Consider the following 23,476-nt stretch of genomic DNA (forward strand, 5'->3'; position numbering starts at 1 on the left):
CATAACCCTTAAGCGAAGGCCCGCCTTCGCCGGCATCTCCAAGGAACCGGTATGGACACGCCCCAAGACATCCTGCGCGCACTCGGCCTCAACCCCGCGACCCTGACCGGAGGCACGCTCGTCGCCCGCAGCCCGATCGACGGCGCCGAGCTGGCCCAGGTCCATGAACATACGGTGGCGCAGGCCCACGCGGCCATCACTCGCGCCCGCCAGGCCAGCCTGGCCTGGCGCGACGTGCCGGCGCCGCGCCGCGGCGAACTGCTGCGCCTGTTCGGCGAAGTGCTGCGCCAGCACAAGCGCGAACTGGGCCGCCTGGTCAGCCTGGAAGCCGGCAAGATCCTGGCCGAGGGCGAAGGCGAGGTCCAGGAAATGATCGACATCTGCGACTTCGCCGTGGGCCTGTCGCGCCAGTTGTACGGCCTGACCATCGCTTCCGAGCGCCCCGGCCACCGCATGATGGAAACCTGGCATCCGCTGGGCGTGGTGGGCGTCATCAGCGCCTTCAACTTCCCGGTGGCGGTGTGGTCCTGGAACGCGGCGCTGGCGCTGGTGTGCGGCAACGCCGTGGTCTGGAAGCCGTCGGAAAAAACGCCGCTGACCGCGCTGGCCTGCCAGGCGCTGTTCGCGCAGGCTTTGCAGCGTTTCGGCGATGCGCCGGCCGGCCTGTCGGAAGTGCTGATCGGCGGCCGCGACGTCGGCGAGGCGCTGGTGGATTCGCACGCCGTGGCGCTGGTGTCGGCGACCGGCTCGACCCGCATGGGCCGCCAGGTCGGCCCGCGCGTGGCGCAGCGCTTCGGCCGCGTGCTGCTGGAACTGGGCGGCAACAACGCCATCATCGTCGGCCCCACCGCCGACCTCGACATGGCGGCGCGCGGCATCGTGTTCGGCGCCATCGGCACCGCCGGCCAGCGCTGCACCACCACGCGCCGCCTGATCGTGCACGAAAGCGTGGCCGACGATCTGCTGCAACGCTTGCACAAGGCCTACGCCAGCGCGCCCATCGGCAACCCGCTGGACGGCAAGAACCTGGTCGGACCGCTGATCGACCGCGCCTCGTTCGACGCCATGCAGGCCGCGCTCAAGGCCGCCGGTGAACAGGGCGGCAAGGTCACGGGTGGCGAACGCGTGCTGGCCGACCAGTACCCGGACGCCTGGTACGTGCGCCCCGCCATCGCCGAAATGCCCGGCCAGACCGACGTGGTCTGCCACGAGACCTTCGCGCCGATCCTGTACGTGATGCGCTACAGCGATTTCAACCAGGCGCTGGCGCTGCAGAACGGCGTGCCGCAAGGCCTGTCGTCGGCCATCTTCACCAATGACCTGCGCGAGGCCGAGACTTTCCTGTCGGCGGCGGGCTCGGACTGCGGCATCGCCAACGTCAACATCGGCACCTCGGGCGCCGAGATCGGCGGCGCCTTCGGCGGTGAAAAGGAAACGGGCGGCGGCCGCGAATCGGGCTCGGACGCCTGGCGCAACTACATGCGCCGCGCCACCAACACCATCAACTACTCGCGCAACCTGCCGCTGGCGCAGGGCATCAAGTTCGGCGAGTAAGCCGCCAGCCATAGGGCAAGAGGCCCCGCGCATCGTCGCTGATGCGCGGGGCATCCTGCCTTGCGGGGCGCCGATATCGGCCGCCAGCCGCGCGCCAGCGGGTCCCGCGGACACGCGGGACGCGGCCGGCGGCGCGACCACGCTACCGCGCCCATGTTGCAAGTCCTACATCCGATAAGCCCGACTTACAAAATGTAGGCCGGGCCGATGCTACATTGCATCGTCACAGATACCACCCGCCTCCCATGACTTCGTCCCGACGCATCGCCCTTCCCCCGCGCACCCTGGTCGCCGCCCTGGCGCTGGGCCTGGCCGGCACCGCCACCGCCGGCGTGTCCTACCGGCTCGACCGTCCTTCGGCCGCCCCCGGCGACACCGTCACCATCGAAGCGGTGTACTTCAACGAAGGCAACGCCCGCGCCACTTGGGAGGCGCCGCCCGAACTGGTGCTGCAATGGCGCGGCCAGGACGGCCAGATCGTGCGCAGCCTGGCCAAGCTGCAAGGCGGCAAGGCCAGCTACAGCGTGCCGGTCAACAATTTCGCGCGCATGGCCTGGAGCGCCGAAGTGCCCGCCAGCGCCCGCGGCCTGCAGGCTATTTCCATCGAGGGCCAGCCGGCCATGATGGCGCTGGACGCCACCGGCCGCGACAGCGGCACGCTGGCCAGCACGCCCGCTCCCGTCCCGGTGGTCGATCCGCGCACAGGCCAGCCGGTGCCGCCGGCCGTGGTCACGGCGGCCGGCGCATCGCCCGAAGGCGGCCCGGCGCCGGACACCGTGGCCGTCTCGTCCTACCAGCAATCGGCCTTCGATCATTTCCGCAGCGCGATCTCGGAATACAAGCCGGTGTACTTCGACATCGGCACCCGCGGCCAGACCACCGCGCGCTTCCAGATCAGCGCCAAGTACCGCCTGTTCAGCCCGTCCGGCAACCGGCCCGCGACCTGGGGCGAGAACTTCTACCTGGGCTATACCCAGACCTCGCTGTGGGACCTGCAGGGCGATTCCATGCCCTTCATCGACACCACCTTCAACCCCAGCCTGTTCTGGCTGTCGGACAACATGTGGCAGTCGGAAAGCCAAAGCTGGCGCCTGGGGCTGAACACCGGCGTCGAACACAACTCCAACGGCAAGGCCGGCGACGACTCGCGCTCGGTCAACGACGCCTACATCCAGCCGCAGTTCAACTACCGTTTCGACGGCGGCAGCACGCTGACCTTCGCGCCCAAGGTCAAGGCCTATTTCGGCGTCGCCAGCGAGAACTCCGACTACGCCGACTACGCCGGCCGCGTCGACTGGAACCTGCGCTGGGCGCAGGACAACGGCGCGGTGGTCTCGGCCATGTACCGCCAGGGCGACCAGCGCCGCCGCACCACGCAGCTCGATTTCGCCTGGCCGCTGCAGCGCACCTGGCTCAACATGAACGGCTACCTGCACCTGCAGTATTTCAACGGCTACGGCGAAACGCTGCTGGGCTACAACCAGCGCAACGAATCGCAGTTCCGCATCGGCTTGTCGCTGGTGCCTTGACGCGCAGGCCGGCGTCGGCCTGGCGTCCTAGCGCCCCCAGCGCAGCACCAGCGGATCCAGCCGCCGCGCCACGTCCAGCAGGCCCTGCCGCACTTCCGGCCGCATGGCCGGAAATGGATGGCGCGGCGCGTCGCAGGCGATCACGCCGCCCGCCTTCATCAAGGCCTTGGCGGTCAGGATGCCGCCCTGGCGATTCTCGTAGTTGATCAGCGGCAGCCAGCGTTCGTACAGGCGGTAGGCCTCGTCGGCGCGGCCTGCTCGGTGTGCCTCGATGATCGGCCGGATGCCGTCGGCGAAGCCGCCGCCCGTCATGGACCCGGTGGCGCCGGCATCCAGGTCCGGCAGCAGCGTGATGGCCTCTTCGCCGTCCCACGGCCCTTCCACCGCCGCGCCGCCCAGCGCGATCAGGTCGCGCAGCTTGCTGGCCGCGCCGGCGGTCTCGATCTTGAAGTACGACACCTGGGCGATGTCGCGCGCCATGCGCGCCAGCAGCGCGGCGGGCAGCGGCGTGCCGGCCACCGGCGCGTCCTGGATCATGATGGGGATGTCGATGGCGTCCGACACCTGCTGGAAGAACCCGACCACCTGTTCCTCGGCAACGCGGAGGGTGGCGCCGTGGTACGGCGGCATGATCATCACCATGGCCGCGCCCTGCGCCTGCGCCCGGCGGCTGCGCGCCGCGCACACCTGGGTGCCGTAGTGCGTGGTGGTGACGATCACCGGCACCCGGCCGGCCACGTGTTCCAGCAAGGTGCACGTCAGCACTTCGCGCTCGTCGTCCGACAGCGAGAACTGCTCGGAGAAGTTGGCCAGGATGCACAGGCCGTCGACGCCGCAGTCGATCATGAAATCGGCCGCGCGCTTCTGGCCCGGCAGGTCCAGCTCGCCCGACTCGGTGAAGATGGTGGGCACCACCGGAAAAATGCCGCGATAGCGCGGCGCCGGCACAGTCGTCGTGGTCATGGCGCTCACTCGATGATGTTGAAGTCTTTCAGGTATTCGGTCTTCAGGCTCAGGCCCAGCCCCGGCTTGTTGTCGTCCAGGTCGATGAAGCCTTCCCTGGCCACCGGCTCGCCGTTGAAGATGTAGTAGAACAGCTCGTTGCCCACTTCCACGTCGAACATCGGGAAATACTCGCTCATGGGCGAGGCCAGCGTGCTCATGGTCAGGTGGTAGTTGTGCATCTGGCCGGCGTGCGGGATGACCGGCACGCTGTAGGCCTCGCACAGGGCGTTGATCTTGTGCGCGGCGGTGATGCCGCCGACGCGGTTGGTGTCGTACTGCACCACCGACACCGCCTTGCGGTCCAGCAGCTGCTTGAAGCCATACAGCGAGAACTCGTGCTCGCCGCCCGAGATCGGGATCGAGGTCAGCTGGTTCAGTTCGGCGTAGCCGTCGATGTCGTCGGCGATCACCGGTTCTTCCAGCCAGCGCGGCTCGAACTTCTCCAGCTTGGGCAGCATGCGCTTGGCGTACTCCAGGTTCCAGCCCATGTAGCATTCGAGCATCAGGTCGGTGTCGTAGCCGATCACCTCGCGCACCGCCTCGACCGATTTCAGGTTCTCCGCCACGCCGCGCTGCAGGTGCGCCGGGCCGTAGCCGAAGCGCATCTTGAACGCCGTGAAACCCTGGTCCAGATAGGTCTGGGCCTCTTCCTGCATGGCCTTCAGGTCGGTGCGGTACAGCTTGGAGTAATAGACCGGAATCTTCTCCTTGGTGCGTCCGCCCAGCAGCTTGAAGACCGGCTTGCCGACCGATTTGCCCAGGATGTCCCAGATCGCCAGGTCCACGCCCGAGATCGCCGCCATGGTCACGCCCTTGCGGCCCCAGGCGTGGGTGGCGCGGTACATGCGCTGCCACAGGTACTCGTAGTCCCACGGGTCCTGGCCGATCACCAGCGGCGCCAGGTACTGGTCGATGATGGCCTTGGCCACCCGCGGCGCCAGCGCCACGTTGCCCAGCCCGACGATGCCGTCATCGGTCTCGACCTCGACCACGGTCCAGCCGTGGAAGCGGAAGGTGCTCATGGTTTCCTGCGGCGAATACAGCAGGTCCATGGCGTTGGAGCAGAAGTTGCCTAGCGGCGGCACGGTCTTGCCGGTCCATTCAAAGACGCGGGCGCGGACGGATTTGATCTTCATGGGGGTTCCTGCGAAAAGGGGTCGAACGATGCGATGAACGGTAAAGAACGGCCGCCTCAGGCCGCCGCGCGCGCGGCGCGATGCGACAGGCCCATGCGGCAGGCGATGCGGAAGGCCTGCCAGGTAGCGTCGACGCTGGCGCGTCCCTGGCCGGCAATGTCGTAGGCGGTGCCGTGGGCCGGCGTGGTGATCGGGATCGGCAGGCCGCCCTGCACCGTCACCCCGCGCGAAAAGCCCAGCAGCTTGATCGCGATCTGGCCCTGGTCGTGGTACATGGTGACGATGGCCTGGAACTCGCCCGTCTGCGCCTTCAGGAAGATGGTGTCGGCGGGGAACGGGCCCTGCACCGGCAGCCCTTCCTGGTTCAACTGGCGCACGGCCGGGGCGATGATGTCGACCTCTTCGCGCCCGCAGGTGCCGCCGTCGCCGCCATGCGGATTGAAGGCCGCCACCGCCACCCGCGGCGCGGCCACGCCGTTGGCCTGCAGCGACTGGTAGATCAGCCGCGTGGCGGCCTTGATGCCGTCGATGCTGAGCGCGGCGGCGGCGTCCTTGAGCGGAATGTGCGAGGACACGCGCGAGGTCCACAGCTCGCCCAGCGTGTTGAATTCGCAGAAGTAGCCGGTCACGCCCAGGTACTGCGCGAAGTGGTGCAGTTCGTCGTCGTGGCGCAGGCCGCCCTGCTTCATCGCGTGCTTGTTCAGCGGCGCGAAGCAGATGGCGTCGATATGGCCGGCCAGCGCCGCGTCCATGCAGGCGTCCAGCACGCGCAGCACCGAGGCGCCGCCAGGGGCCTGCGCCTGCCCCAGGTTGACGTCCTCGCGCCGCACGGTATCCATCGCCAGCCACGCCGGCGCGCGGGTATCCGGCCGCGCCCGCACCGCGGCGAAGCCGTCCACCGCCTGCGTCGCCACCTGCACGCCCGCCACCCGCTGGCCCTCGCGCCACAGCCATTCATCGCCCACCAGCACGATGTTGGCCAGCTGCGCCGCCTCGGGCCGCGCCAGCAGGCGCGCGATCAGTTCGGGGCCGATGCCGGCGGGGTCGCCCAGCGTCAGGGCAATGACGGGCTTGGCGGCGGGGTTGCTTTCGATGCTCATGCTGCGTTCATTCCACGGAAATATGGTTCTTCTTGATGATGGCGGCGTAGCGCTGGTTCTCGGTCTGGTGGAACTGCGCGAACTGCGCCTGGCTCATGGGGCTGATGTCGGCGCCGATGGCCTGCAGGCGCGTCTGGGTCTCGGGCATGGCCAGCACCGCATTGACCGAGTCATGCACGCGCCGCTGCACCGCCGCCGGCGTGTTGCCGGGCATGTAGATGCCGTACCAGGCGCTCATCTCGACGCCGCTGACGCCGGCTTCGGCCATGGTCGGCACATCGGGCAGCTGCGGATTGCGCTTGGCACTCAGCACCGCCAGCGCGCGCACCTTGCCGCTCTTGATGTGCGGAATGACGGACGACGCGGTCTCGAAGGCGATCTGCACCTGGCCGCCCATCAGGTCGACCATGGCCGGGCCGCTGCCGCGATAGGGAATATGGGTCATCTGCACGCCGGTGGCGTCCTTGAACAGTTCGGCGGCGATGTGCTGGGTGCTGCCCGAACCGCTGCTGGCGAAGTTGTATTCACCCGGCTTGCGCTTGAGCAGCGCGATCAGCTCTTGCACCGACTTGGCCGGCAATTGGTTGTTGACCACCAGGATGTTCGGCACCGCGCCCACGAACACCACCGGGGTCAGGTCGCGGTCGTTGTCGTAGCCCAGCTTGAGCAGGTGCGGCGCGATCGCATGCGCGGTGGATACGCCCATCACCATGGTGTGGCCGTCGCCCGATTTGGCCGCCAGGTCCGCCGCCAGCGTGTTGGACGCGCCCGGCTTGTTCTCCACCACCACGGTCTGCTTGAGCATCGGCCCGAGCTTGTCGGCCACGGCGCGCGCCATGGCGTCGGTGCCGCCGCCGGGGGCCGAGCCCACCAGCAGGCGCAGCGGCCGGGTCGGCCAGTCGGCGCTCTGCGCCTGGGCGGATACGGCGGCGGACAGGCACAGCACGCCCGCCGCCAATGCGGCATAAAGCCGAGTCTTCATGGTTGTCTCCTTGGGGGCTTATGGCCCGTAGCGGGCTTTGTTATGCCTGCATCTTAGAAACAACCGCTGTTTCCGTAAAATGAAACTTTTGCACCAACCGTTCACCACAGGCGATCAATCATGGAACGCGTCCCGAACGTCCCCGCGCTGCTCTCGCGGCTGCGCATGCGGCAGATCGTGCTGCTGTTGGCCATCGAAGAACGCGGCACCCTGCGGGCTGCCGCCACCCAGCTCAACATGACGCAGTCCGCTGCCAGCAAGATGCTGCACGAACTGGAACTGGCCATCGGCCAAGCGCTGTTCGAGCGCGTCGGCCGCGGCCTGGCGCTGACCGCCGCCGGGGAATGCGTGATGGAGTATTTCCGCGGCATGCGCGGCACGGTGTCATCGCTGGCGCGGGAACTGGAAGAACTGCGCCTGGGCAGCGCCGGCAAACTGTTCATCGGCAGCATCATGGCCGCCTCGCCGGGCCACCTGACCGACGCCCTGCTGCGCCTGAAGCAGACCTACCCGCTACTGGCCGTGGAGATCTCCACCGGCACCAGCGACCTGCTGATCGAACGGCTGAACGAGGGCAGGCTCGACGTCGTCATCGGCCGCATGCTGACCCTGTCCGAACGCCATTACGTCTTCCGCCCCATCGGCGACGAGGCCCTCTCCGTCATCGCCGCGGTCGATCACCCCCTGACACGCCGCAAGCGCATCACCTTCGACGCGCTGCAGGCCTACCCCTGGATCCTGCAACCCCACGGCAGTCCCATGCGCGACGTCCTGGAACAGGAATTCCGCGCCCACGACACGCCCCTGCCCAAGGGCCTGATCGAGTCCGCCTCGATCCTCACCACCACCAACCTGGCCATGAAGTCCGACATGCTGGGGGTCATCCCCGACTCCGTCGCCAGCCGCTACGCCCGCCACGGCCTGCTCGCCATCATCCCCTACCAACTCCAGCACACCCTGACCGCCTTCGGCAGCATCATCCCCAAGGACCGCCCGCTAAGCGCGCCCGCCAGGCACTTCGTGGACCTGCTGCACGACACGGAATAAACGCACAAGACACCCAGGGCAAATGCCACCAGCCCCCGGCGCAGCCCCACCAGCCGCCAACACCCCAACACCGCCCCGACGCAAGACCCCGCGTAAGCCCCAAAAGGCCGCCCGCGCGGCCGACCTGGGGCGGGCCCCGCAAACCTCTCCATGCCCCCGCCGGTCTGACAACGCGACGCTCCAAGACGCTCGCAGCCCCTCGCGGCGGGCGATGGGGCGGCGGGCAACCTCGATGCGCCCGAGGGAATCTGAAGGGAAGGCCGCAGGCCTGGACGAAGATGACGAAGGGGAAGTCCGGAGCGAACGCTCCGGACCGCAATCGTGGGCGCCCGCCGCCTCATCGCCCGCCGCGAGGGGCGACCTACGAAGCGCGCCCACAACCACGTCCCCAACAAAGCCCCCAAAAAAAGAACGGACCTAAAGATCCGGATCCTCCTCCACCTTAGGCATCAAATAAGCCGTCAACGCACTCGACGCCCCCGCCATCCCCCAAAGCAGAAAGAACGACACGGTATAGAACCCCACCCGCCCCGTCGGCACATATCCGAACACCGCCACATCCAACGGGTCGATCAACGCAAAGACAATCGCGCTGCCCACGGCCGCCGCCAGGAACGACGGCCACAGTATCCACATCAACGACCTCAACCCCATGGCGCGCCTCCGGAAATCATCAACGGACGCCGACCGCGGCCGGCGGCGTCGGCAGCGGCTCCACCTGCTCGATCACCAGTCCGCGCTTGACCACGCCTTCCTGGATCGGCTGGTTGCCGAACTGCGTATAGGCCAGGTAGATCGTGATGGCACAGCCGATCACCGCCAGGAACGGCCCGGCCATCAGGAACCACGGCCAGAACTCGCGGTACCAGGGTTTCGCCGGCATCGGCGCGGCAAGATGGACAGTATTCATCGTTGGCATCCTTGGTTCGGAATCACTCGGGGACATAAAAACTCGCGGCTTCGTCGGTTTCGACCGGCCGGTTCTCTTGATCGTGGGCGCGGGCCCGCAGCGTGATCGGGTGCGCGCCCGGCTCGGCCCCGGCCGGCGCGCGGATCACCATCGGCACCAGCTTGTTGGCCGCCGCCTCGACATCCACCACGTCCGACTCGCCCTGCCCGGCGCGCACCGCCAGTCCGGGCATGCCGTCGGCCGACAGCCGCAAGCGCAGCGGCGAGTCCGAAGTGTTGATGATCTGCAGCCGATACACGTTCTCGATCATGCCGCCGGCCACCTCGCGCCCCAGCACGCCGCGATCGCGGATCACGTCCACCCGCAGCGGGTTGCGCAACGTCAGCGACACCACGAATGCCACCGCCAGCCCCAGGATCAGCGTGCCGTAGATCAGCACGCGCGGGCGCAGCAGGTGCGAGCGCGCGCTCTGGGTCGACAGCCCTTCCAGCATCGCCCGCTCCGAGGTGTAGCGGATCAGCCCGGACGGGTACTGCATCTTGTCCATCACCTGCTCGCAGGCGTCGATACAGGCGCCGCAGCCGATGCACATGTATTGCAGCCCGTCGCGGATGTCGATGCCGGTCGGGCACACCTGCACGCACAGGCTGCAATCGACGCAGTCGCCCAGCCCTGCGGCCTTGTGGTCGACCTTGCGCGAGCGGCCGCCGCGCGGATCGCCGCGGCGCTTGTCGTAGGTCACCACGAAGGTGTCGGGGTCGACCATCACGCTCTGGAAGCGCGCGTACGGGCACATGTACTTGCAGACCGACTCGCGCATGAAGCCGGCATTGCCCCAGGTGGCGAAGCCGTAGAACAGCATCCAGAACCATTGCCACGGCCCAAGCTGCAGCGCGAACAGCTCGTGGCCCAGTTCGCGGATCGGCGCGAAGTAGCCGATGAAGGTCGAGCCGGTCCACCAGGCCAGCGCGATCCACAGGAAGTGCTTGGTGACCTTCAGGCGCGCCTTGCGCCAGGTCCAGGGCGACTCGTCCAGGCGGATGCGGGCGACGCGGTCGCCTTCGACCTTGCGCTCGATCCACATGAAGATCTCGGTGTAGACCGTCTGCGGACAGGCGTAGCCGCAGAACAACCGGCCGGCCACCGCAGTGAACAGGAACAGCGCCAGCGCCGAGATCACCAGCAGCACTGCCAGGTAGACCACGTCCTGGGGCCACAGCACCAGGCCGAACAGGTAGAACTTGCGCGCACCCAGGTCGAACAGCACGGCCTGGCGACCGTTCCATTGCAGCCAGGGCAGGCCGTAGAAGATCAGCTGCGTGAGAAAGACGAAGGCAATGCGCCAGCGCGCGAAGATGCCGCTGACCGAGCGCGGATAGATCTTGCTGCGCACGCCGGCCAGGGTCTGCTCCAGCGTCTCCTGGCCGGGCCGGGGCGGCCGCACGTGCGGCCGCCAGGGTGGCGGGTCGCCGCCAGGCGAGCTGCTGACGCTTGCGGTTGACCCATCATCCATTTGCTGCTCCGTGCTGTAAGTCCATGTGATATGGGGGCCGCCGTCGCGGCGCCCCACCTATGCGCCGCCTATTTGGCCGCGGCGGTCGTGGCCGGCTGCGCTTGCGCGTCGGGCTTGTTCGACAGGCCCCAGACCCAGGCCGTCAGGATCTTGATCTGTTCCGGGGTCAGGATGTCGCCGTGCGCCGGCATGCGGTTCTCGCGGCCATCCAGGATCGTCTTGACGATGGTGGCTTCCGAGCTGCCATACAGCCAGACGTCGTCCGTCAGGTTGGGCGCGCCCAGGGCCTGGTTGCCCTTGCCGTCGACACCGTGACAGGCGACGCAGAAGTTGGCGAACTCGCGCTGGCCGCGGAACACCCGCACCGGATCGGCCGTCAGTCCCGACAGCGAACGCACGTACTGGGCGATGTCACCGGCGGTCTTGGGATCGATGGCGGCCTTCCAGGGCGGCATCACGCCGATGCGGCCATTGGTGATGGTCTGCATGATGGCTTCGGGCGAGCCGCCATGCAGCCAGTCCGTGTCGGTCAGATTGGGAAAGCTGGGGCCGCCCTTGGCGTCGGAACCGTGGCACTGCGAGCAGGTGTTCAGGAACAGGCGCTGGCCGATTTCACGGGCGCCCGGATCCGCGGCGATCTGCGGCACCGTCATGGTCTCGAAACGCGCGTAGATCGGGCGCACGGCCTCGGCCATTTTGGCCTGCTGCTGCGCCACCTCGTTGGCACTGCTGTAGCCCAGCTGGCCCTTGTACGAACCCAGGCCCGGCATGAAGAACAGGTAACCCAGCGCGAACGCGCAGGCCAGCAGGTACATCCAGGTCCACCAGCCAGGCACCGGATTGTTCAGTTCGGTCAGGTCGCCATCCCAGACGTGGCCGGTGTCTTCCACCTGGCCATTGGCCGGCTTGGTCTTGAGCCAACGACGCTGCGTATACAGCAGCCACACGCACCACACCACGCCGCCGACCGCGACGATCGAGATGAAATACCCCCAGAAGCCATTGACGAAATCGCTCATGACCGATCCGCTCCATCTTGTTGTACCGGCCCGAATTCATCGGGCAGCGCGAACGGCAGCATCGCCGATTCGCTGTTGGCGCCCTGGCGGCCGCGCGAGCAGGCCCACCAGACAATGCCGAAAAAGGTTGCCATCGAGATGGCGGTGACGATTGCGCTCAAGTAAGCCATGATCAGCCTCCCGTGGCCGCGGGTTGCGCGGCGGCGGCGGGCTGCGCCGCCTTCCTGGCTTCTTCGGCCTTCCTGGCCTCTTCCGCCTTTTTGGCCTGCTGCGCCTTGCGCACGCCCACGCCCAGCCCTTGCAGATAGGCCACCAGCGCGTCCTCTTCGGTCTTGCCTTCGATGGCCTTGGGCGCGGCGGCGATCTCTTCGTCTGTATACGGCACGCCCAGGGCGCGCAGCGCGCGCATGCGCTGCTCGACGTTCTGGCCGGTGATCACCGTCTTTTCCAGCCACGGATAGGCCGGCATGTTGGACTCGGGCACCACCTTGCGCGGATCGCGCAGGTGGATGCGATGCCAGTCGTCGGAATAGCGTTCGCCCACGCGCGCCAGGTCCGGGCCGGTGCGCTTGGAGCCCCACAGGAACGGATGGTCGAACACCGACTCCGAGGCCAGCGAATACGAACCGTAGCGCTGCACTTCGGCCGCCAGCAGGCGCACCTGCTGCGAGTGGCAGCCGACACAGCCTTCGCGGATGTAGACGTCGCGCCCCATCAGGCGCAGCGGGCTGTAGGGTTCGACCCCCGCCACCGGCTGCGTGGTGCTGTGCTGGAAAAACAGCGGCACGATCTGCACCAGGCCGGCGAACGACACCACCAGGATGCTGGCGATGATCATCCAGCCGATGTTCTTTTCGAGCGTCTGGTGGGAGAAAAAGCCTTGTTGCTTGTTGGCCATGATGTCCTCGTCAAACAGTGGCCGGCGCGGCGGCGATGGCCGGCGTGCGGGCGGCGTGGGGATCGTCTTGCGGAATGGGGGGATTGATCGCTTGCGCGCCGCTCACCGTCTTCCACACGTTCCACGCCATGACAAAGACACCCGACAGGAACAGCGTGCCGCCCAGCAGCCGGATCAGGTAATACGGCAGGCGCGTCTTGAGCTCTTCGACGAAGCTGTACACCAGCGTGCCGTCGGCTGCCGTGTCGCGCCACATCAGGCCCTGCTGCACCCCGGCGATCCACATCGCGGCGATGTACAGCACCACGCCGATGGTGGCGATCCAGAAGTGCAGTTCGATGGCCTTGACGCTGTACATCTTTTCGCGGCCATACAGGCGCGGGATCAGGTAGTAGAGCGAGCCGAACGAGATCATCGCGACCCAGCCCAGCGCGCCCGAGTGCACGTGGCCGATGGTCCAGTCGGTGTAGTGCGACAGCGCGTTCACGGTGCGGATCGACATCATCGAGCCTTCGAACGTGGACATGCCGTAGAACGACAGCGCCGTCACCATGAACTTCAGGATCGGATCGGTGCGCAGCTTGTACCAGGCGCCCTGCAGCGTCATGATGCCGTTGATCATGCCGCCCCACGACGGCGCCAGCAGGATCAGCGAGAACGTCATGCCCAGCGACTGGGTCCAGTCGGGCAGCGAGGTGTACAGCAGGTGGTGCGGACCGGCCCACATGTAGGTGAAGGCCAGCGCCCAGAAGTGGACGATCGACAGGCGATACGAATAGATGGGGCGTCCGGCCTGCTTGGGCACGAAGTAATACATCATGCCCAGGAAGCTGGTGGTCAGGAAGAAGCCCACCGCGTTGTGGCCGTACCACCACTGCACCATGGCGTCCTGCACCCCGGAATAGGCGGAGTACGACTTCCACAGCGTCACCGGCATCTCGATGTTGTTGAAGATGTGCAGGATGGCGATGGTCAGGATGTACGAGCCGAAGAACCAGTTGGCCACGTAGATGTGCTTGGACCGACGCTTGATGATGGTGCCGAAGAACACGATGGCGTAGGCCACCCAGACCAGCGTGATCAGGATGTCGATGGGCCATTCGAGTTCGGCGTATTCCTTGCTGCTGGTGTAGCCCAGCGGCAAGGTGATGGCGGCCGCGACGATGACCGCCTGCCAGCCCCAGAAGGTGAACGCGGCCAGCCGGTCACAGAAAATGCGGGTCTGACAGGTGCGCTGGACCACGTAGTACGAGGTCGCGAACAGCGCGCTGCCGCCGAAGGCGAAGATCACGGCGTTGGTGTGCAGCGGGCGCAGGCGGCCGTAGCTGAGCCAGGCGGTGTCGAAATTCAACTGAGGCCAAACCAGCTGCGCGGCGAGAAAAACGCCCACAGCCATGCCGACGATGCCCCAGACCACGGTCATGAGCGCGAACTGCCTCACGATCCGATAGTTGAAGGTGTCGGCCTTGCTTGCGATTGCGGCGCAATCGTTCATCACCCTTCCCCCAAACAAAAAGAAACAAGTAGCTCCAGGTTTCAATGATGGGGGGTCGGACACGATCCGGGGTTGATGTGAATCAAACCCTACTGGTCGTGCAGGGGAACCCGCAGCGGCCGCGCAACGTCCAGGGCACGGCGGCCGTCAGTCCCGCGAGGGCTGGCCGCCGTCGTCGTCGCGCAGGATGGCGGCGCCGGCGTTGTCGGTATCGTCATATTGGCCATTGAAAACGGCCCACCACAACGACACGCCGATGACCAGCACGAACAGCAGGGACAGGGGCAGGAGAAGATAGAGAATGGTCATGGCGCGGCTTCCAGCGCGCCGCCGGGCGCCGCGCGGCCGGACCAGTCGCGCCGCGACAGCCGCCACGAGTTGTAGGCAACCGCCAGCGACGACACCAGCATGGTGATCGCCGCCAGCCAGGGCGTGACCCAGCCGACCAGCGCCAGCGGCGTCATCAGCAGGTGCCAGACCAGGGAACCATGCAGGTTCTGGCGCGCCTTGCGCTGCGCCTGGGCCAGCAACGCGTCCAGTGCCGCGTCGGGCATTGACGGATGGGCCGCCAGCGCCGAATGGGCCGACGCCATGGCGGTGGGCACCGCCATCGACATGGCGCAGGGACAGCTCATCACCAGCAGCGCGACCATGACGGGAAGGCTGTGGGCCGGATCGATATAGGCCCAGGCGGCCGCCGCCCCCAGCGCCAGCGCCACTTGCGCCATGACGAAGCGCGAGGCCAGCCGGTCGGCGCCGGCGCCCAGCAGCAGGCGCTGCGCCTCGACCCGGGCATGCCGTTGGCCGCCCGTCGAGCCGCCGAACGACTGCCGGGCGCACAGTTCCAGGTAGCGCGCCGTCAGCAGGAAGGCGACGAACATGGTGACCGAATCGAAATACACCTCGCCGCGGCCCGTATAGGTGGCATGCACGCTGGGGACGAAGGCGGCGACGATGCCCAGCGCCACCGGCACGTCCATGCCGGCGCGGCCCTGGCGCAGGTTGGCGCCGGCGTGGCGCCAGATCGGCCAGGCCGAATACAGCACCACCGGCACGGTCAGGGCCAGGCTGGCCCAGTTCATCAGCACGATGGCCCAGTCCAGCGTTTCCAGGGCGTCCCTGGGGATGCCGTCATGGCGCAGGTAGCCCGGCCAGGCGAACATCATCACCTGCATCATCGCCAGCCACGCCAGCGACAGGCGCACCAGCGCGTGCCGGCGCTGCTGGCGGTCGGCGTCGGGCAGGGTCGGAGGAACGGCGAAAATGGATTTTGCTCGCATGCGCCGATGCTACCCAGCGCCACCGGGGCGCGCCTTGACCTGGATCAAGCCGGCTCGGACGGTTTGCCCGCGCGCGGCCGGCCGCCGGCTCAGGGCCGTTGCGCGCGCAACACCGCCACCACCGCCCGCATCAAGGTATCCAGTTCGTCCGCCGCGATGGTCAGGGCCGGCGTCAGGTAGACCACGTTGCCGAACGGCCGCACCCAGACCCCGGCCTCGACCAGGCGCCGTTTCAGGGCTTCGCGGTCCTCGATGCGATCCAGCTCGACCACGCCGATCGCGCCCAGCACCCGCACGTCGCGCACCCACGGCAACTCGCGGCATGGCGCCAGGCCCCGCGCCAGCGCAACCGACAGCGCCTGCGCCTGGGCCAGCCGCGGTTCGCTTTCGAACAGGTCGAGCGAGGCATTGGCGGCGGCGCAGGCCATCGCGTTGCCCATGAAGGTGGGGCCGTGCATCAGGGCATGGGACGGATCGTCCGACCAGAAGGCGTCGAACACCCGGCTGCTGGCCACGGTGGCCGCCAGCGGCAAGGTGCCGCCGGTCAGGGCCTTGGACAGCGTGATGATGTCGGGACGCGCGCCGGCCTGCTCGAACGCGAACATCGTGCCGGTGCGGCCGAAGCCGGTGAAGATCTCGTCGAAGATCAGCAGCAGGCCATGGCGGTCGGCCAGCTGACGCAGGCGCCGCAGCACCTCCGGCTCGTGCAGCAGCATGCCACCGGCGCCCTGCACCAGCGGCTCGACCAGGATGCCGGCCAGTTGCGGCCCGCGGGTTTCCAGGAAAGCGTCCAGGCGCGCCATGGCGGCATCGTCGCGCGGCAAATCGACGATGTCGTGCTCGGCCAGCATGCCGCGGAACAGGCTGTGCATGCCCTCGTCTGGATCGCATACCGCCATGGTGCCCAGGGTGTCCCCGTGGTAGCCGCCACGGAACGCCAGGAAGCGGCTGCGGCCGCGTTCGCCCTGGTTGAGCCAGAACTGCACCGCCATCTTCATGGCCACTTCCACCGCCACCGAGCCGGAATCCGTATAGAACACCCGGTCCAGCCCCGGCCCCAGCAGGCCGGCCAGGCGCCGGGCCAGGGTCAGCGCGGGCTCGTGGGTCAGGCCGCCGAACATGACGTGCGGCATGGCGTCCAGCTGCTCGCGCAGCGCCCGGGCGATGTGCGGATGGTTGTAGCCGTGGCAGGCGGTCCACCAGGACGCCACGCCGTCGATCAATTGGCGACCGTCGGCCAGCTCCAGGCGGCTGCCATGGCTGCGCACCACCGGCAGCGGCGGCGTGGCCGTCTTCATCTGGGCGTACGGCAGCCAGATATGCCGCTGGCCCCGCGCCATCCAGTCAGGGGTCTGCATGTTTCACCTCCACTACAATGGCTCGCATTCTACGGCCGGGGGCCTGACGGCGCGCTTTGCGGCCGCGGTCCTCTGGCGGGGCTCCCGCCGCCGGCCGCCGCAGGAAATCGTCATGTCCAAGCTGGATCCCCTCTTTTCTTCCGAACTGGCGCAAGCCGAATCGCGCCGCGTGCGGCGCCGGCTGCGCACGGCCACCGCCGCGCCCGCCGGCCGCATCGCATTGGACGGCGTCCCGGCGCTGAACTTCTCCAGCAACGACTACCTGGGCCTGTCCAAGCACCCGCTGCTGATCGAGCGCTCGCGCGAATGGGCCGCCCGCCATGGCGCCGGCGCGCAGGCCTCGCGGCTGGTGTGCGGCAATCTCGACCTGCACGAGCAGGTCGAGGCCAAGCTGGCGCGCCTGAAAGGCACCGAGGCCGCGCTGCTGCTGGCCTCCGGCTGGCAGGCCAATGCCGCCGTGCTGCCGGCCCTGCTGCGCGCGGCCGCCGGCCAGGGCGAAGTGCAGGTCTACGCCGACAAGCTCAACCATGCCAGCCTGCATCACGGCTGCCAGGCAGCCGGCGTGCGGCAGATCCGCTTCCGCCACAACGACCTGGACCACCTCGAAGCGCTGCTGGCGGCGCGCGCCGGGCCATCGGCCGCGCCCGCCGCGCGCTTCATCATCACCGAAAGCGTCTTCAGCATGGACGGCGACCGCACCGACGTGGCGCGGCTGGCGGCGCTGGCCGAGCGCTACCAGGCCTTCGTCTACCTGGACGAAGCCCACGCCACCGGCGTGCTGGGACCGGGCGGCATGGGGCTGGCCGGGCTGGCGCCGGGCGGCATCGACCTGACCATGGGCACCTTCAGCAAGGCGCTGGGCGGCTTCGGCGCCTACGTGGCCGGCTCGCGCGCGCTCTGCGACTACCTGGTCAACGCCTGTTCGGGTTTCATCTACACCACCGCCCTGCCGCCCGCGGTGCTGGGCGCCATGGACGCCGCCCTGGACCTGGTGCCGACGCTGGACGCCGAGCGCGCCCGGCTGGCGGCCTCGGGCGAGCGGCTGCGCGTCGCGCTGCGCAGCCTGGGGCTGGACAGCGGCGACTCGTCGACCCAGATCGTGCCCGCCATCGTCGGCGACGAGGGCCGCGCCCTGGCGCTGGCGGCAACGTTGGAGCAGCGCGGCCTGCTGGCCGTGGCGATCCGCCCGCCCACGGTGCCGGCCGGAACCAGCCGCCTGCGCATCGCCCTGAGCGCGGCGCACCGCGACGCCGATATCGATCGCTTGATAGACGGCCTGACGGCCGCGCTCGCCTGATGCCGGCCGCCGATTCCCTGCGCCCCACCCTGCTGTTCGCGCACGGCTGGGCCTTCGACGCCACGTTCTGGGCGCCACTGGCCGCCGCGCTGGCCGACTGGCCGCAGGCCGTGGCCGACGCCGGCTATTTCGGCCCGCCCCACACGCCCGCGCCCGACGGCCCGGTACTGGCCATCGGCCACTCGCTGGGCGCGCTGCGCCTGCTGGGCGAGCCGCCGCCCGCCTGTGTGGGCCTGATAGCGATCAACGGCTTTGCCCGCTTCGGCGCGGCCGACGACTTCCCCGAAGGCGTCCCGGCGCGCATGCTGGACCGCATGCTGAACCGGCTGGCGACGCAGCCCGAAACCGTGCTGCGCGATTTCCGCCAGCGCTGCGGCGACACCAGCGCCATCGGCGTCCCCCAGGTCGAACCGCTGGCGCGCGACCTGGGCATCCTGCGCGACGCCGACCAACGGGCCGCGCTGGCGACGCTGCCGATGCCGCTGCTGGCGCTGGCGGGCACGGCCGATCCGATCGCGCCCGCGGCCATGACGACGGCGGGCTTCGGCGCCGCGGCCGAACTGCACTGGCGCGACGGCGGCGGCCACCTCTTGCCGCTGACCGATCCCGACTGGTGCGCGCAACGCATCCGCGCCTTCCTGGCCCGCGTGGCGCCCGCCGCATGAGCGCCGTACCCCGCAATGCCCGGGTCGGCGCGCGCTTCGGCGCCGCCGCCGCCCGCTACGACGAACACGCCCCGGCCCAACGCATCACCGCCCAGCAGCTGGCCGACGCGATCGGGCGGCTGCCGCTGCCGCCGCGTCCGCGCATCCTGGAGATCGGCTGCGGCACCGGCCTGCTGACCCAGGCGCTGGCCGCCCGGCTGGGCCCCGCGGACTGGACCGTGACCGACATTTCGCCCGCCATGCTGACGCGGGCGCGGCAGGGACCGGCGCTGCCCGGCAACGCGCGCTACCAGGTGCTGGACGGCGAGCGCCCCGACAGCCTGCCGGGCGGCTACGACCTGATCTGCTCCAGCCTGGCGGTGCAATGGTTCGGCGACCTGAACGCCGGACTGGGACGGTTGGCAGCGCTGCTCGCGCCCGGCGGCCACCTGGCGGTGGCCACGCTGGCCGACGGCACGTTCGAGGAATGGCGCGCCGCCCACCGCGCGCTCGGCCTGGCCGCGGCCACCCCGACCTATCCGCCCGCCGCCGCCATCCGTCCGACCATGGGCAATCTGGCCGGTGGCGTGCACAGCGAACGGCTGATACAAGATCATCCTGACGGCCTGCATTTCCTCAAGGCGCTCAAGGGCATCGGCGCCACCACGCCCGCGCCCGGCACCGCCCCGCTGGGTCCGGCCGCGCTGCGGCGGGTGCTGGCGCAGTTCGACCAACAAGGCGCCACGGTGACCTATCACCTGGCCTACGGAATCTGGAAGAAACATGACTGACTCCCCCGCCCACGGCGTTTTCGTCACCGGCACCGACACCGGCATCGGCAAGACCCTGGTCTCGGCCATCCTGGCGCGCGCCTGGCAGGCCGACTACTGGAAGCCGGTGCAGACCGGCGTGGCCGAGGAACCGGGCGACACCGACACCGTCGCGCGCCTGGCGCAACTGCCGCCCGAACGCCTGCACCTGCCGGCCTACGTGCTGCAGGCGCCGCTGTCGCCGTGGGCCGCCGCGCCGCTGGAAGACGCCGTGATCGACGCCACCGCCATCGTGCCGCCGGCCACCACGGCGCCGCTGATCGTCGAAGGCGCCGGCGGTCTGTACGTGCCGATCGACGACAGCCACATGATGATCGACCTGATCGCGCGCCTGGGCATGCCGGTGGTGCTGGCCGCGCGCAGCGGCCTGGGCACCATCAACCACACGCTTTTGAGCCTGGAAGCCTTGCGCCGCCGCGCCATCCCGGTGCTGGGCGTGATCATGAGCGGCCCGCTGTCGGCCGGCAACCGCGAGGCGATCGAACGCTTCGGCAACGTGCGCGTGCTGGCCGAGATCCCGCCGCTGGAACGGGTCGATGCGGCAGCCGTCGAGGCGCTGGCGCGCACCGTGCCGCCGCTGGCGGAATGCCTGGCGGCGATGCGCGCCGCGGATTGACGGCCTCGGGCGCCGCCGCGCTCAGTCCGCGGCGCGCAGGAAGCGCTCGATGGCCGCCGCCAGCGCGAGCGGCGTTTCATTCATCGGATAGTGCCCGGCATTGCCCAGCACCTCGATCGTCGTGCGCGGATAGCGCCGCGCATAGGTCGCGGCCATCAGCGCCGGCGTGAACACCGGATCGTGCTCGCCCACCAGGGCCAGCACCGGATGGCGGCCGTCGATGCGGTCGCTGAAATCGGTGCCAACCCACGCGGGCAGGTACGCGGCGAACGCGGCGGCCGACGAATGCGCGGCGGAATAGTCGGCCTTCCACGCCACCCATGCCGCCGGCAGGCGCCCGCCGGTGCTGCGATCGATGATGGCGCGACGCGCGGCCAGGTCCGCGGCCGCGCCGTCGAACAGCGCGCGCGTGACCGGCGCCATGGCGATGCCGCCGCATGGCACCGGGGCCACCGGCACCAGCGCGCGCACCCGCTCAGCCGCCAGCGCCGCGACCCGCTCGATCGCCATGCCGCCCATCGAATGGCCCACCAGGCTGAAGCGCTCGAACCCCAACGCGTCGGCCAGCGCCAGCGCGTCGGCGGCGATCTCGTCGATCGAATGTTCGCCGGCCGCCTCGCGCATGCCGCCGTAGCCGCGGTAGTCCATGAAGACGTAGCTGAAGTCCGCGCCCGACAGCCAGGGTTCGATCGGCTCGAAGGCGCGCGCGTCGCCGAACCAGCCGTGCAGCACGATGACGGGATGCGGGCCGTGGCCCACGCGATGGAAAGTGTTGGCCATGTCGGCTCCTGGAGTGTGGCGATGCGCCGCCCCAGGGCAGCGAACGCGAGGGACAATGGCGGCATCGTAGGCCTGGGACCGGCGGTCCGCCTTCGATATCGGGTCATTCACTGTAGAATCCAGGCCATGCGCAATACCCTGGTCGATCCCTACGAGGACATTCCGCGCGACGTGGTGGTGACCGCCTGCGACTATCCGGCCGGCCTGACCTTCCCGCTGCACGCCCACCGCCGCGGCCAGTTCGCCTACGCCGCGCGCGGCGCCATCAGCGTGGCCACGCCGACAGGCCGCTGGCTGGTGCCGCCGCAACGCGCCTGCTGGGTGCCGGCGGGCATGGAGCACCAGATGACCATGCGCGGCGCGGTGACCATGCTCAACACCTTTCTTACCGAGCGCGCCGCGCAGGCCCTGCGCCTGCCCGCCGAATGCCGGGTCCACGCCGTCTCGCCGCTGCTACGCCACCTGCTCGACGAAGCCATCGACCTGCCCGCGCTCTACGACCTGGACGGCCGCGCCGGCAAGCTGATGGCGCTGCTGGCGGCCGAAATCGCCGCCATGCCGGCACTGTCGCTGCACGCGCCGCTGCCCGCCGACCCGCGCCTGGCGCGCGCCTGCCGCGCGCTGTGGGCGGCGCCGTCGATCACCGCGGACCTGGACACGATGGCCGCCGCCGCCGGCATGAGCCGACGCACCTTCACCCGACAGTTCCGCGCCGAAACCGGCGTCAGCTTCGGCGCCTGGCGCCAGCAGGCCTGCCTGCTGGCCGCGATCGAGCGCCTAAGCCTGGGCCAGCCCGTGACCCGCGTCGCGCTGGACCTGGGCTACGCCAGTCCCAGCGCCTTCACCAGCGCGTTCCGGCGCGTGCTGGGACAGGCGCCCGGCGCGTACCTGGCGGCGCAGCGCTAGCTCGCCAGCGGCGACCAGCGGCTCCCGCCGTAAAAAAAGAGGGTGCCCGAAGGCACCCTGAATCCACCCTACAACAGCACTACAACTTCAACTGCAAAATCAATCGGTTCCTGGTCAGGCGGCCTTCTGCTCCTTGCCGTGCTCGAACTGCGCTTCCTCGGTCGAGCCGGTCAGCGCGGTGGTCGAGGACTGGCCGCCCTCGATGGTCTGCGTGACGGCGTCGAAGTAGCCGGTGCCCACTTCGCGCTGGTGCTTGACCGCAGTGAAGCCCAGGTCGGCGGCGGCGAATTCCTTCTGCTGCAATTCGACGAAGGCGCTCATCTGGCGGCGGGCGTAGCCGTGGGCCAGTTCGAACATGCCGTAGTTCAGCGCGTGGAAGCCGGCCAGCGTGATGAACTGGAACTTGTAGCCCATGGCGCCCAGCTCGCGCTGGAACTTGGCGATGGTGGCGTCGTCCAGGTTCTTCTTCCAGTTGAACGACGGCGAGCAGTTGTACGCCAGCAGCTTGCCCGGGAACTGGCGATGGATCGCGTCGGCGAACTTGCGGGCGTATTCCAGGTTGGGCGTGGACGTTTCGCACCAGATCAGGTCGGCGTACGGCGCGTAGGCCAGGCCGCGCGAGATCGCCTGGTCGATGCCGGCGCGGGTGCGGAAGAAGCCTTCCACGGTGCGCTCGCCGGTGATGAACGGGCGGTCGTTGTCGTCGACGTCGCTGGTCACCAGGTCGGCGGCGTCGGCGTCGGTGCGGGCCAGCAGCACGGTGGGCGTGCCCATCACGTCGGCCGCCAGGCGCGCCGAGACCAGCTTGGCCACGGCCTCGCGGGTCGGCACCAGCACCTTGCCGCCCATGTGGCCGCACTTCTTCACGGACGCCAGCTGGTCCTCGAAGTGCACGCCCGAGGCGCCGGCCTCGATCATGGCCTTCATCAGCTCGAAGGCGTTCAGCACGCCGCCGAAACCGGCTTCGGCGTCGGCCACGATGGGCGCGAAGAAGTCGATGTAGCCCTCGTCGCCCGGGTTCTTGCCTTCCATCCACTGGATCTGGTCGCAGCGGGTCAGCGAATTGTTGATGCGGCGCACGACCTGCGGCACCGAATTGGCGGGGTACAGCGACTGGTCGGGGTACATCTCGCCGGCCAGGTTGGCGTCGCCGGCCACTTGCCAGCCCGACAGGTAGATGGCCTTGAGGCCGGCCTTGACCTGTTGCATGGCCTGGTTGCCGGTCAGGGCGCCGAGCGAATTCACGAAAGGCTCGCTGTGCAGTTGTTCCCACAGGCGGGTCGCGCCGCGGCGGGCCAGGGTGTGCTCGACGGCGATCGAGCCGCGCAGGCGGATGACATCCTCGGCGCTGTAGTCGCGCTTGATGCCCTGCCAGCGGCTGTTCTCGGCCCAGTCTTTCTGCAGATTGCGGATTTCGGTTTCGCGGTGGCTCATGGTCATGCTCCTTGGTCTATGGCTGAAAAGGCAAGAAAACTTCGGGGTTGCATTGCGTGAATCGTTGGAGAAAGTCTATGCCTGTGCTGCGGAGCAATGTGGCCATGCCTCTTATATAAGATGAAAAATATTATTCATAAAAA

Annotated in this window: 22 protein-coding genes and 1 pseudogene; 7 read left to right on the forward strand and 16 right to left on the reverse strand. The window is 68.7% G+C overall.

Annotation, left to right across the window (positions count from 1 at the left end):
• The first annotated feature begins 51 nt into the window (after positions 1-51).
• Complete coding sequence (gene amaB / locus AT699_RS22725) at positions 52-1,554, forward strand: L-piperidine-6-carboxylate dehydrogenase (RefSeq protein WP_024069955.1); 1,503 nt, start codon at positions 52-54, stop codon at positions 1,552-1,554.
• A gap of 245 nt (positions 1,555-1,799) precedes the next feature.
• Entirely contained in the window at positions 1,800-3,083 is a 1,284-nt protein-coding gene (locus AT699_RS22730) for a phospholipase A (protein ID WP_020929003.1), read from the forward strand.
• A gap of 27 nt (positions 3,084-3,110) precedes the next feature.
• Here AT699_RS22730 and AT699_RS22735 read toward each other — a convergent pair whose 3' ends face one another.
• Genes AT699_RS22735 through AT699_RS22750 form a run of 4 tightly spaced genes read right to left on the reverse strand, consistent with a single transcriptional unit; the run spans position 3,111 to position 7,306 of the window.
• Positions 3,111-4,046: a dihydrodipicolinate synthase family protein gene (locus AT699_RS22735; RefSeq protein WP_054444319.1), complete on the reverse strand. Its 936-nt coding sequence runs from the start codon at positions 4,044-4,046 to the stop codon at positions 3,111-3,113.
• A gap of 5 nt (positions 4,047-4,051) precedes the next feature.
• Entirely contained in the window at positions 4,052-5,224 is a 1,173-nt protein-coding gene (locus tag AT699_RS22740; RefSeq protein ID WP_024069957.1) for an L-rhamnonate dehydratase, read from the reverse strand.
• 56 nt (positions 5,225-5,280) lie between these two features.
• The gene (locus tag AT699_RS22745; protein ID WP_024069958.1) at positions 5,281-6,324 is read right to left on the reverse strand and encodes a 4-hydroxythreonine-4-phosphate dehydrogenase PdxA; all 1,044 of its coding nucleotides are present in this window, start codon (positions 6,322-6,324) and stop codon (positions 5,281-5,283) included.
• A 7-nt stretch (positions 6,325-6,331) separates the two neighbouring features.
• Positions 6,332-7,306 (reverse strand): Bug family tripartite tricarboxylate transporter substrate binding protein, encoded by a 975-nt coding sequence (locus AT699_RS22750; RefSeq protein WP_024069959.1) that lies wholly within the window; start codon positions 7,304-7,306, stop codon positions 6,332-6,334.
• Between the two features lie 120 nt (positions 7,307-7,426).
• Here AT699_RS22750 and AT699_RS22755 point away from each other — a divergent pair, with 120 nt between their 5' ends.
• The gene (locus AT699_RS22755; RefSeq protein ID WP_006387534.1) at positions 7,427-8,353 is read left to right on the forward strand and encodes a LysR family transcriptional regulator; all 927 of its coding nucleotides are present in this window, start codon (positions 7,427-7,429) and stop codon (positions 8,351-8,353) included.
• Positions 8,354-8,770: 417 nt separating this feature from the next.
• On the opposite strand, the gene AT699_RS22760 is transcribed toward AT699_RS22755, so the two are convergent.
• The 10 genes from AT699_RS22760 to AT699_RS22805 form a co-directional block, all read right to left on the reverse strand.
• Positions 8,771-9,007 carry a hypothetical protein gene (locus AT699_RS22760; RefSeq protein WP_026383281.1) on the reverse strand — a complete coding sequence of 79 codons (237 nt, stop codon included), beginning with the start codon at positions 9,005-9,007 and terminating at the stop codon, positions 8,771-8,773.
• Between the two features lie 19 nt (positions 9,008-9,026).
• Positions 9,027-9,263, reverse strand: coding sequence for a FixH family protein (locus AT699_RS22765; protein WP_024069960.1), 237 nt, complete (start codon positions 9,261-9,263; stop codon positions 9,027-9,029).
• A gap of 22 nt (positions 9,264-9,285) precedes the next feature.
• The gene (ccoG, locus tag AT699_RS22770) at positions 9,286-10,776 is read right to left on the reverse strand and encodes a cytochrome c oxidase accessory protein CcoG (RefSeq protein ID WP_058207469.1); all 1,491 of its coding nucleotides are present in this window, start codon (positions 10,774-10,776) and stop codon (positions 9,286-9,288) included.
• 68 nt (positions 10,777-10,844) lie between these two features.
• Complete coding sequence (ccoP, locus tag AT699_RS22775; protein WP_006387530.1) at positions 10,845-11,795, reverse strand: cytochrome-c oxidase, cbb3-type subunit III; 951 nt, start codon at positions 11,793-11,795, stop codon at positions 10,845-10,847.
• Positions 11,792-11,968 (reverse strand): cbb3-type cytochrome oxidase subunit 3, encoded by a 177-nt coding sequence (locus tag AT699_RS22780; RefSeq protein WP_026382338.1) that lies wholly within the window; start codon positions 11,966-11,968, stop codon positions 11,792-11,794. The genes ccoP and AT699_RS22780 overlap by 4 nt, the downstream gene beginning before the upstream one ends.
• Positions 11,968-12,693: a cytochrome-c oxidase, cbb3-type subunit II gene (ccoO, locus tag AT699_RS22785; RefSeq protein ID WP_020929012.1), complete on the reverse strand. Its 726-nt coding sequence runs from the start codon at positions 12,691-12,693 to the stop codon at positions 11,968-11,970. Before ccoO ends, AT699_RS22780 begins: the two co-directional genes overlap by 1 nt.
• A gap of 10 nt (positions 12,694-12,703) precedes the next feature.
• Positions 12,704-14,188 carry a cytochrome-c oxidase, cbb3-type subunit I gene (gene ccoN, locus AT699_RS22790; protein ID WP_006387527.1) on the reverse strand — a complete coding sequence of 495 codons (1,485 nt, stop codon included), beginning with the start codon at positions 14,186-14,188 and terminating at the stop codon, positions 12,704-12,706.
• Positions 14,189-14,335: 147 nt separating this feature from the next.
• Complete coding sequence (gene ccoS, locus AT699_RS22795) at positions 14,336-14,497, reverse strand: cbb3-type cytochrome oxidase assembly protein CcoS (RefSeq protein ID WP_006387526.1); 162 nt, start codon at positions 14,495-14,497, stop codon at positions 14,336-14,338.
• A complete protein-coding gene (locus tag AT699_RS22800) occupies positions 14,494-15,468 on the reverse strand; it encodes a P-type ATPase (protein WP_006387525.1) in 975 nt (324 codons plus the stop codon). Before AT699_RS22800 ends, ccoS begins: the two co-directional genes overlap by 4 nt.
• An 89-nt stretch (positions 15,469-15,557) precedes the next feature.
• Complete coding sequence (locus AT699_RS22805; protein ID WP_024069962.1) at positions 15,558-16,826, reverse strand: adenosylmethionine--8-amino-7-oxononanoate transaminase; 1,269 nt, start codon at positions 16,824-16,826, stop codon at positions 15,558-15,560.
• Between the two features lie 112 nt (positions 16,827-16,938).
• Between AT699_RS22805 and bioF the strand changes: the two genes are divergently transcribed.
• From bioF to bioD, 3 genes and pseudogenes are all read left to right on the forward strand, one after another.
• Complete coding sequence (gene bioF, locus AT699_RS22810; RefSeq protein WP_024069963.1) at positions 16,939-18,123, forward strand: 8-amino-7-oxononanoate synthase; 1,185 nt, start codon at positions 16,939-16,941, stop codon at positions 18,121-18,123.
• Positions 18,123-18,788: an alpha/beta fold hydrolase gene (locus tag AT699_RS22815; protein ID WP_024069964.1), complete on the forward strand. Its 666-nt coding sequence runs from the start codon at positions 18,123-18,125 to the stop codon at positions 18,786-18,788. The genes bioF and AT699_RS22815 overlap by 1 nt, the downstream gene beginning before the upstream one ends.
• Positions 18,785-20,213: pseudogene (gene bioD, locus AT699_RS32500) on the forward strand (dethiobiotin synthase). Before AT699_RS22815 ends, bioD begins: the two are co-directional and overlap by 4 nt.
• Positions 20,214-20,234: 21 nt before the next feature.
• Here bioD and AT699_RS22830 read toward each other — a convergent pair.
• The gene (locus tag AT699_RS22830; RefSeq protein WP_024069967.1) at positions 20,235-20,993 is read right to left on the reverse strand and encodes an alpha/beta fold hydrolase; all 759 of its coding nucleotides are present in this window, start codon (positions 20,991-20,993) and stop codon (positions 20,235-20,237) included.
• Positions 20,994-21,119: 126 nt separating this feature from the next.
• Between AT699_RS22830 and AT699_RS22835 the strand changes: the two genes are divergently transcribed.
• Positions 21,120-21,899, forward strand: coding sequence for an AraC family transcriptional regulator (locus AT699_RS22835; RefSeq protein WP_024069968.1), 780 nt, complete (start codon positions 21,120-21,122; stop codon positions 21,897-21,899).
• 114 nt (positions 21,900-22,013) lie between these two features.
• Here AT699_RS22835 and aceA read toward each other — a convergent pair whose 3' ends face one another.
• The gene (gene aceA, locus AT699_RS22840) at positions 22,014-23,333 is read right to left on the reverse strand and encodes an isocitrate lyase (RefSeq protein ID WP_024069969.1); all 1,320 of its coding nucleotides are present in this window, start codon (positions 23,331-23,333) and stop codon (positions 22,014-22,016) included.
• Positions 23,334-23,476: the final 143 nt, after the last annotated feature.

The sequence above is a fragment of the Achromobacter xylosoxidans genome, assembly GCF_001457475.1.
Lineage (GTDB): Bacteria > Pseudomonadota > Gammaproteobacteria > Burkholderiales > Burkholderiaceae_B > Achromobacter > Achromobacter xylosoxidans.

Bases quoted from the DNA above. Each gene is read 5' to 3' on its own strand.
- amaB (WP_024069955.1), top strand. From the start codon at position 52: ATGGACACGCCCCAAGACATCCTGCGCGCACTCGGCCTCAACCCCGCG.
- AT699_RS22730 (WP_020929003.1), top strand. From the start codon at position 1,800: ATGACTTCGTCCCGACGCATCGCCCTTCCCCCGCGCACCCTGGTCGCC.
- AT699_RS22735 (WP_054444319.1), bottom strand. From the start codon at position 4,046: ATGACCACGACGACTGTGCCGGCGCCGCGCTATCGCGGCATTTTTCCG.
- AT699_RS22740 (WP_024069957.1), bottom strand. From the start codon at position 5,224: ATGAAGATCAAATCCGTCCGCGCCCGCGTCTTTGAATGGACCGGCAAG.
- AT699_RS22745 (WP_024069958.1), bottom strand. From the start codon at position 6,324: ATGAGCATCGAAAGCAACCCCGCCGCCAAGCCCGTCATTGCCCTGACG.
- AT699_RS22750 (WP_024069959.1), bottom strand. From the start codon at position 7,306: ATGAAGACTCGGCTTTATGCCGCATTGGCGGCGGGCGTGCTGTGCCTG.
- AT699_RS22755 (WP_006387534.1), top strand. From the start codon at position 7,427: ATGGAACGCGTCCCGAACGTCCCCGCGCTGCTCTCGCGGCTGCGCATG.
- AT699_RS22760 (WP_026383281.1), bottom strand. From the start codon at position 9,007: ATGGGGTTGAGGTCGTTGATGTGGATACTGTGGCCGTCGTTCCTGGCG.
- AT699_RS22765 (WP_024069960.1), bottom strand. From the start codon at position 9,263: ATGAATACTGTCCATCTTGCCGCGCCGATGCCGGCGAAACCCTGGTAC.
- ccoG (WP_058207469.1), bottom strand. From the start codon at position 10,776: ATGGATGATGGGTCAACCGCAAGCGTCAGCAGCTCGCCTGGCGGCGAC.
- ccoP (WP_006387530.1), bottom strand. From the start codon at position 11,795: ATGAGCGATTTCGTCAATGGCTTCTGGGGGTATTTCATCTCGATCGTC.
- ccoO (WP_020929012.1), bottom strand. From the start codon at position 12,693: ATGGCCAACAAGCAACAAGGCTTTTTCTCCCACCAGACGCTCGAAAAG.
- ccoN (WP_006387527.1), bottom strand. From the start codon at position 14,188: ATGAACGATTGCGCCGCAATCGCAAGCAAGGCCGACACCTTCAACTAT.
- ccoS (WP_006387526.1), bottom strand. From the start codon at position 14,497: ATGACCATTCTCTATCTTCTCCTGCCCCTGTCCCTGCTGTTCGTGCTG.
- AT699_RS22800 (WP_006387525.1), bottom strand. From the start codon at position 15,468: ATGCGAGCAAAATCCATTTTCGCCGTTCCTCCGACCCTGCCCGACGCC.
- AT699_RS22805 (WP_024069962.1), bottom strand. From the start codon at position 16,826: ATGCAGACCCCTGACTGGATGGCGCGGGGCCAGCGGCATATCTGGCTG.
- bioF (WP_024069963.1), top strand. From the start codon at position 16,939: ATGTCCAAGCTGGATCCCCTCTTTTCTTCCGAACTGGCGCAAGCCGAA.
- AT699_RS22815 (WP_024069964.1), top strand. From the start codon at position 18,123: ATGCCGGCCGCCGATTCCCTGCGCCCCACCCTGCTGTTCGCGCACGGC.
- AT699_RS22830 (WP_024069967.1), bottom strand. From the start codon at position 20,993: ATGGCCAACACTTTCCATCGCGTGGGCCACGGCCCGCATCCCGTCATC.
- AT699_RS22835 (WP_024069968.1), top strand. From the start codon at position 21,120: ATGCGCAATACCCTGGTCGATCCCTACGAGGACATTCCGCGCGACGTG.
- aceA (WP_024069969.1), bottom strand. From the start codon at position 23,333: ATGAGCCACCGCGAAACCGAAATCCGCAATCTGCAGAAAGACTGGGCC.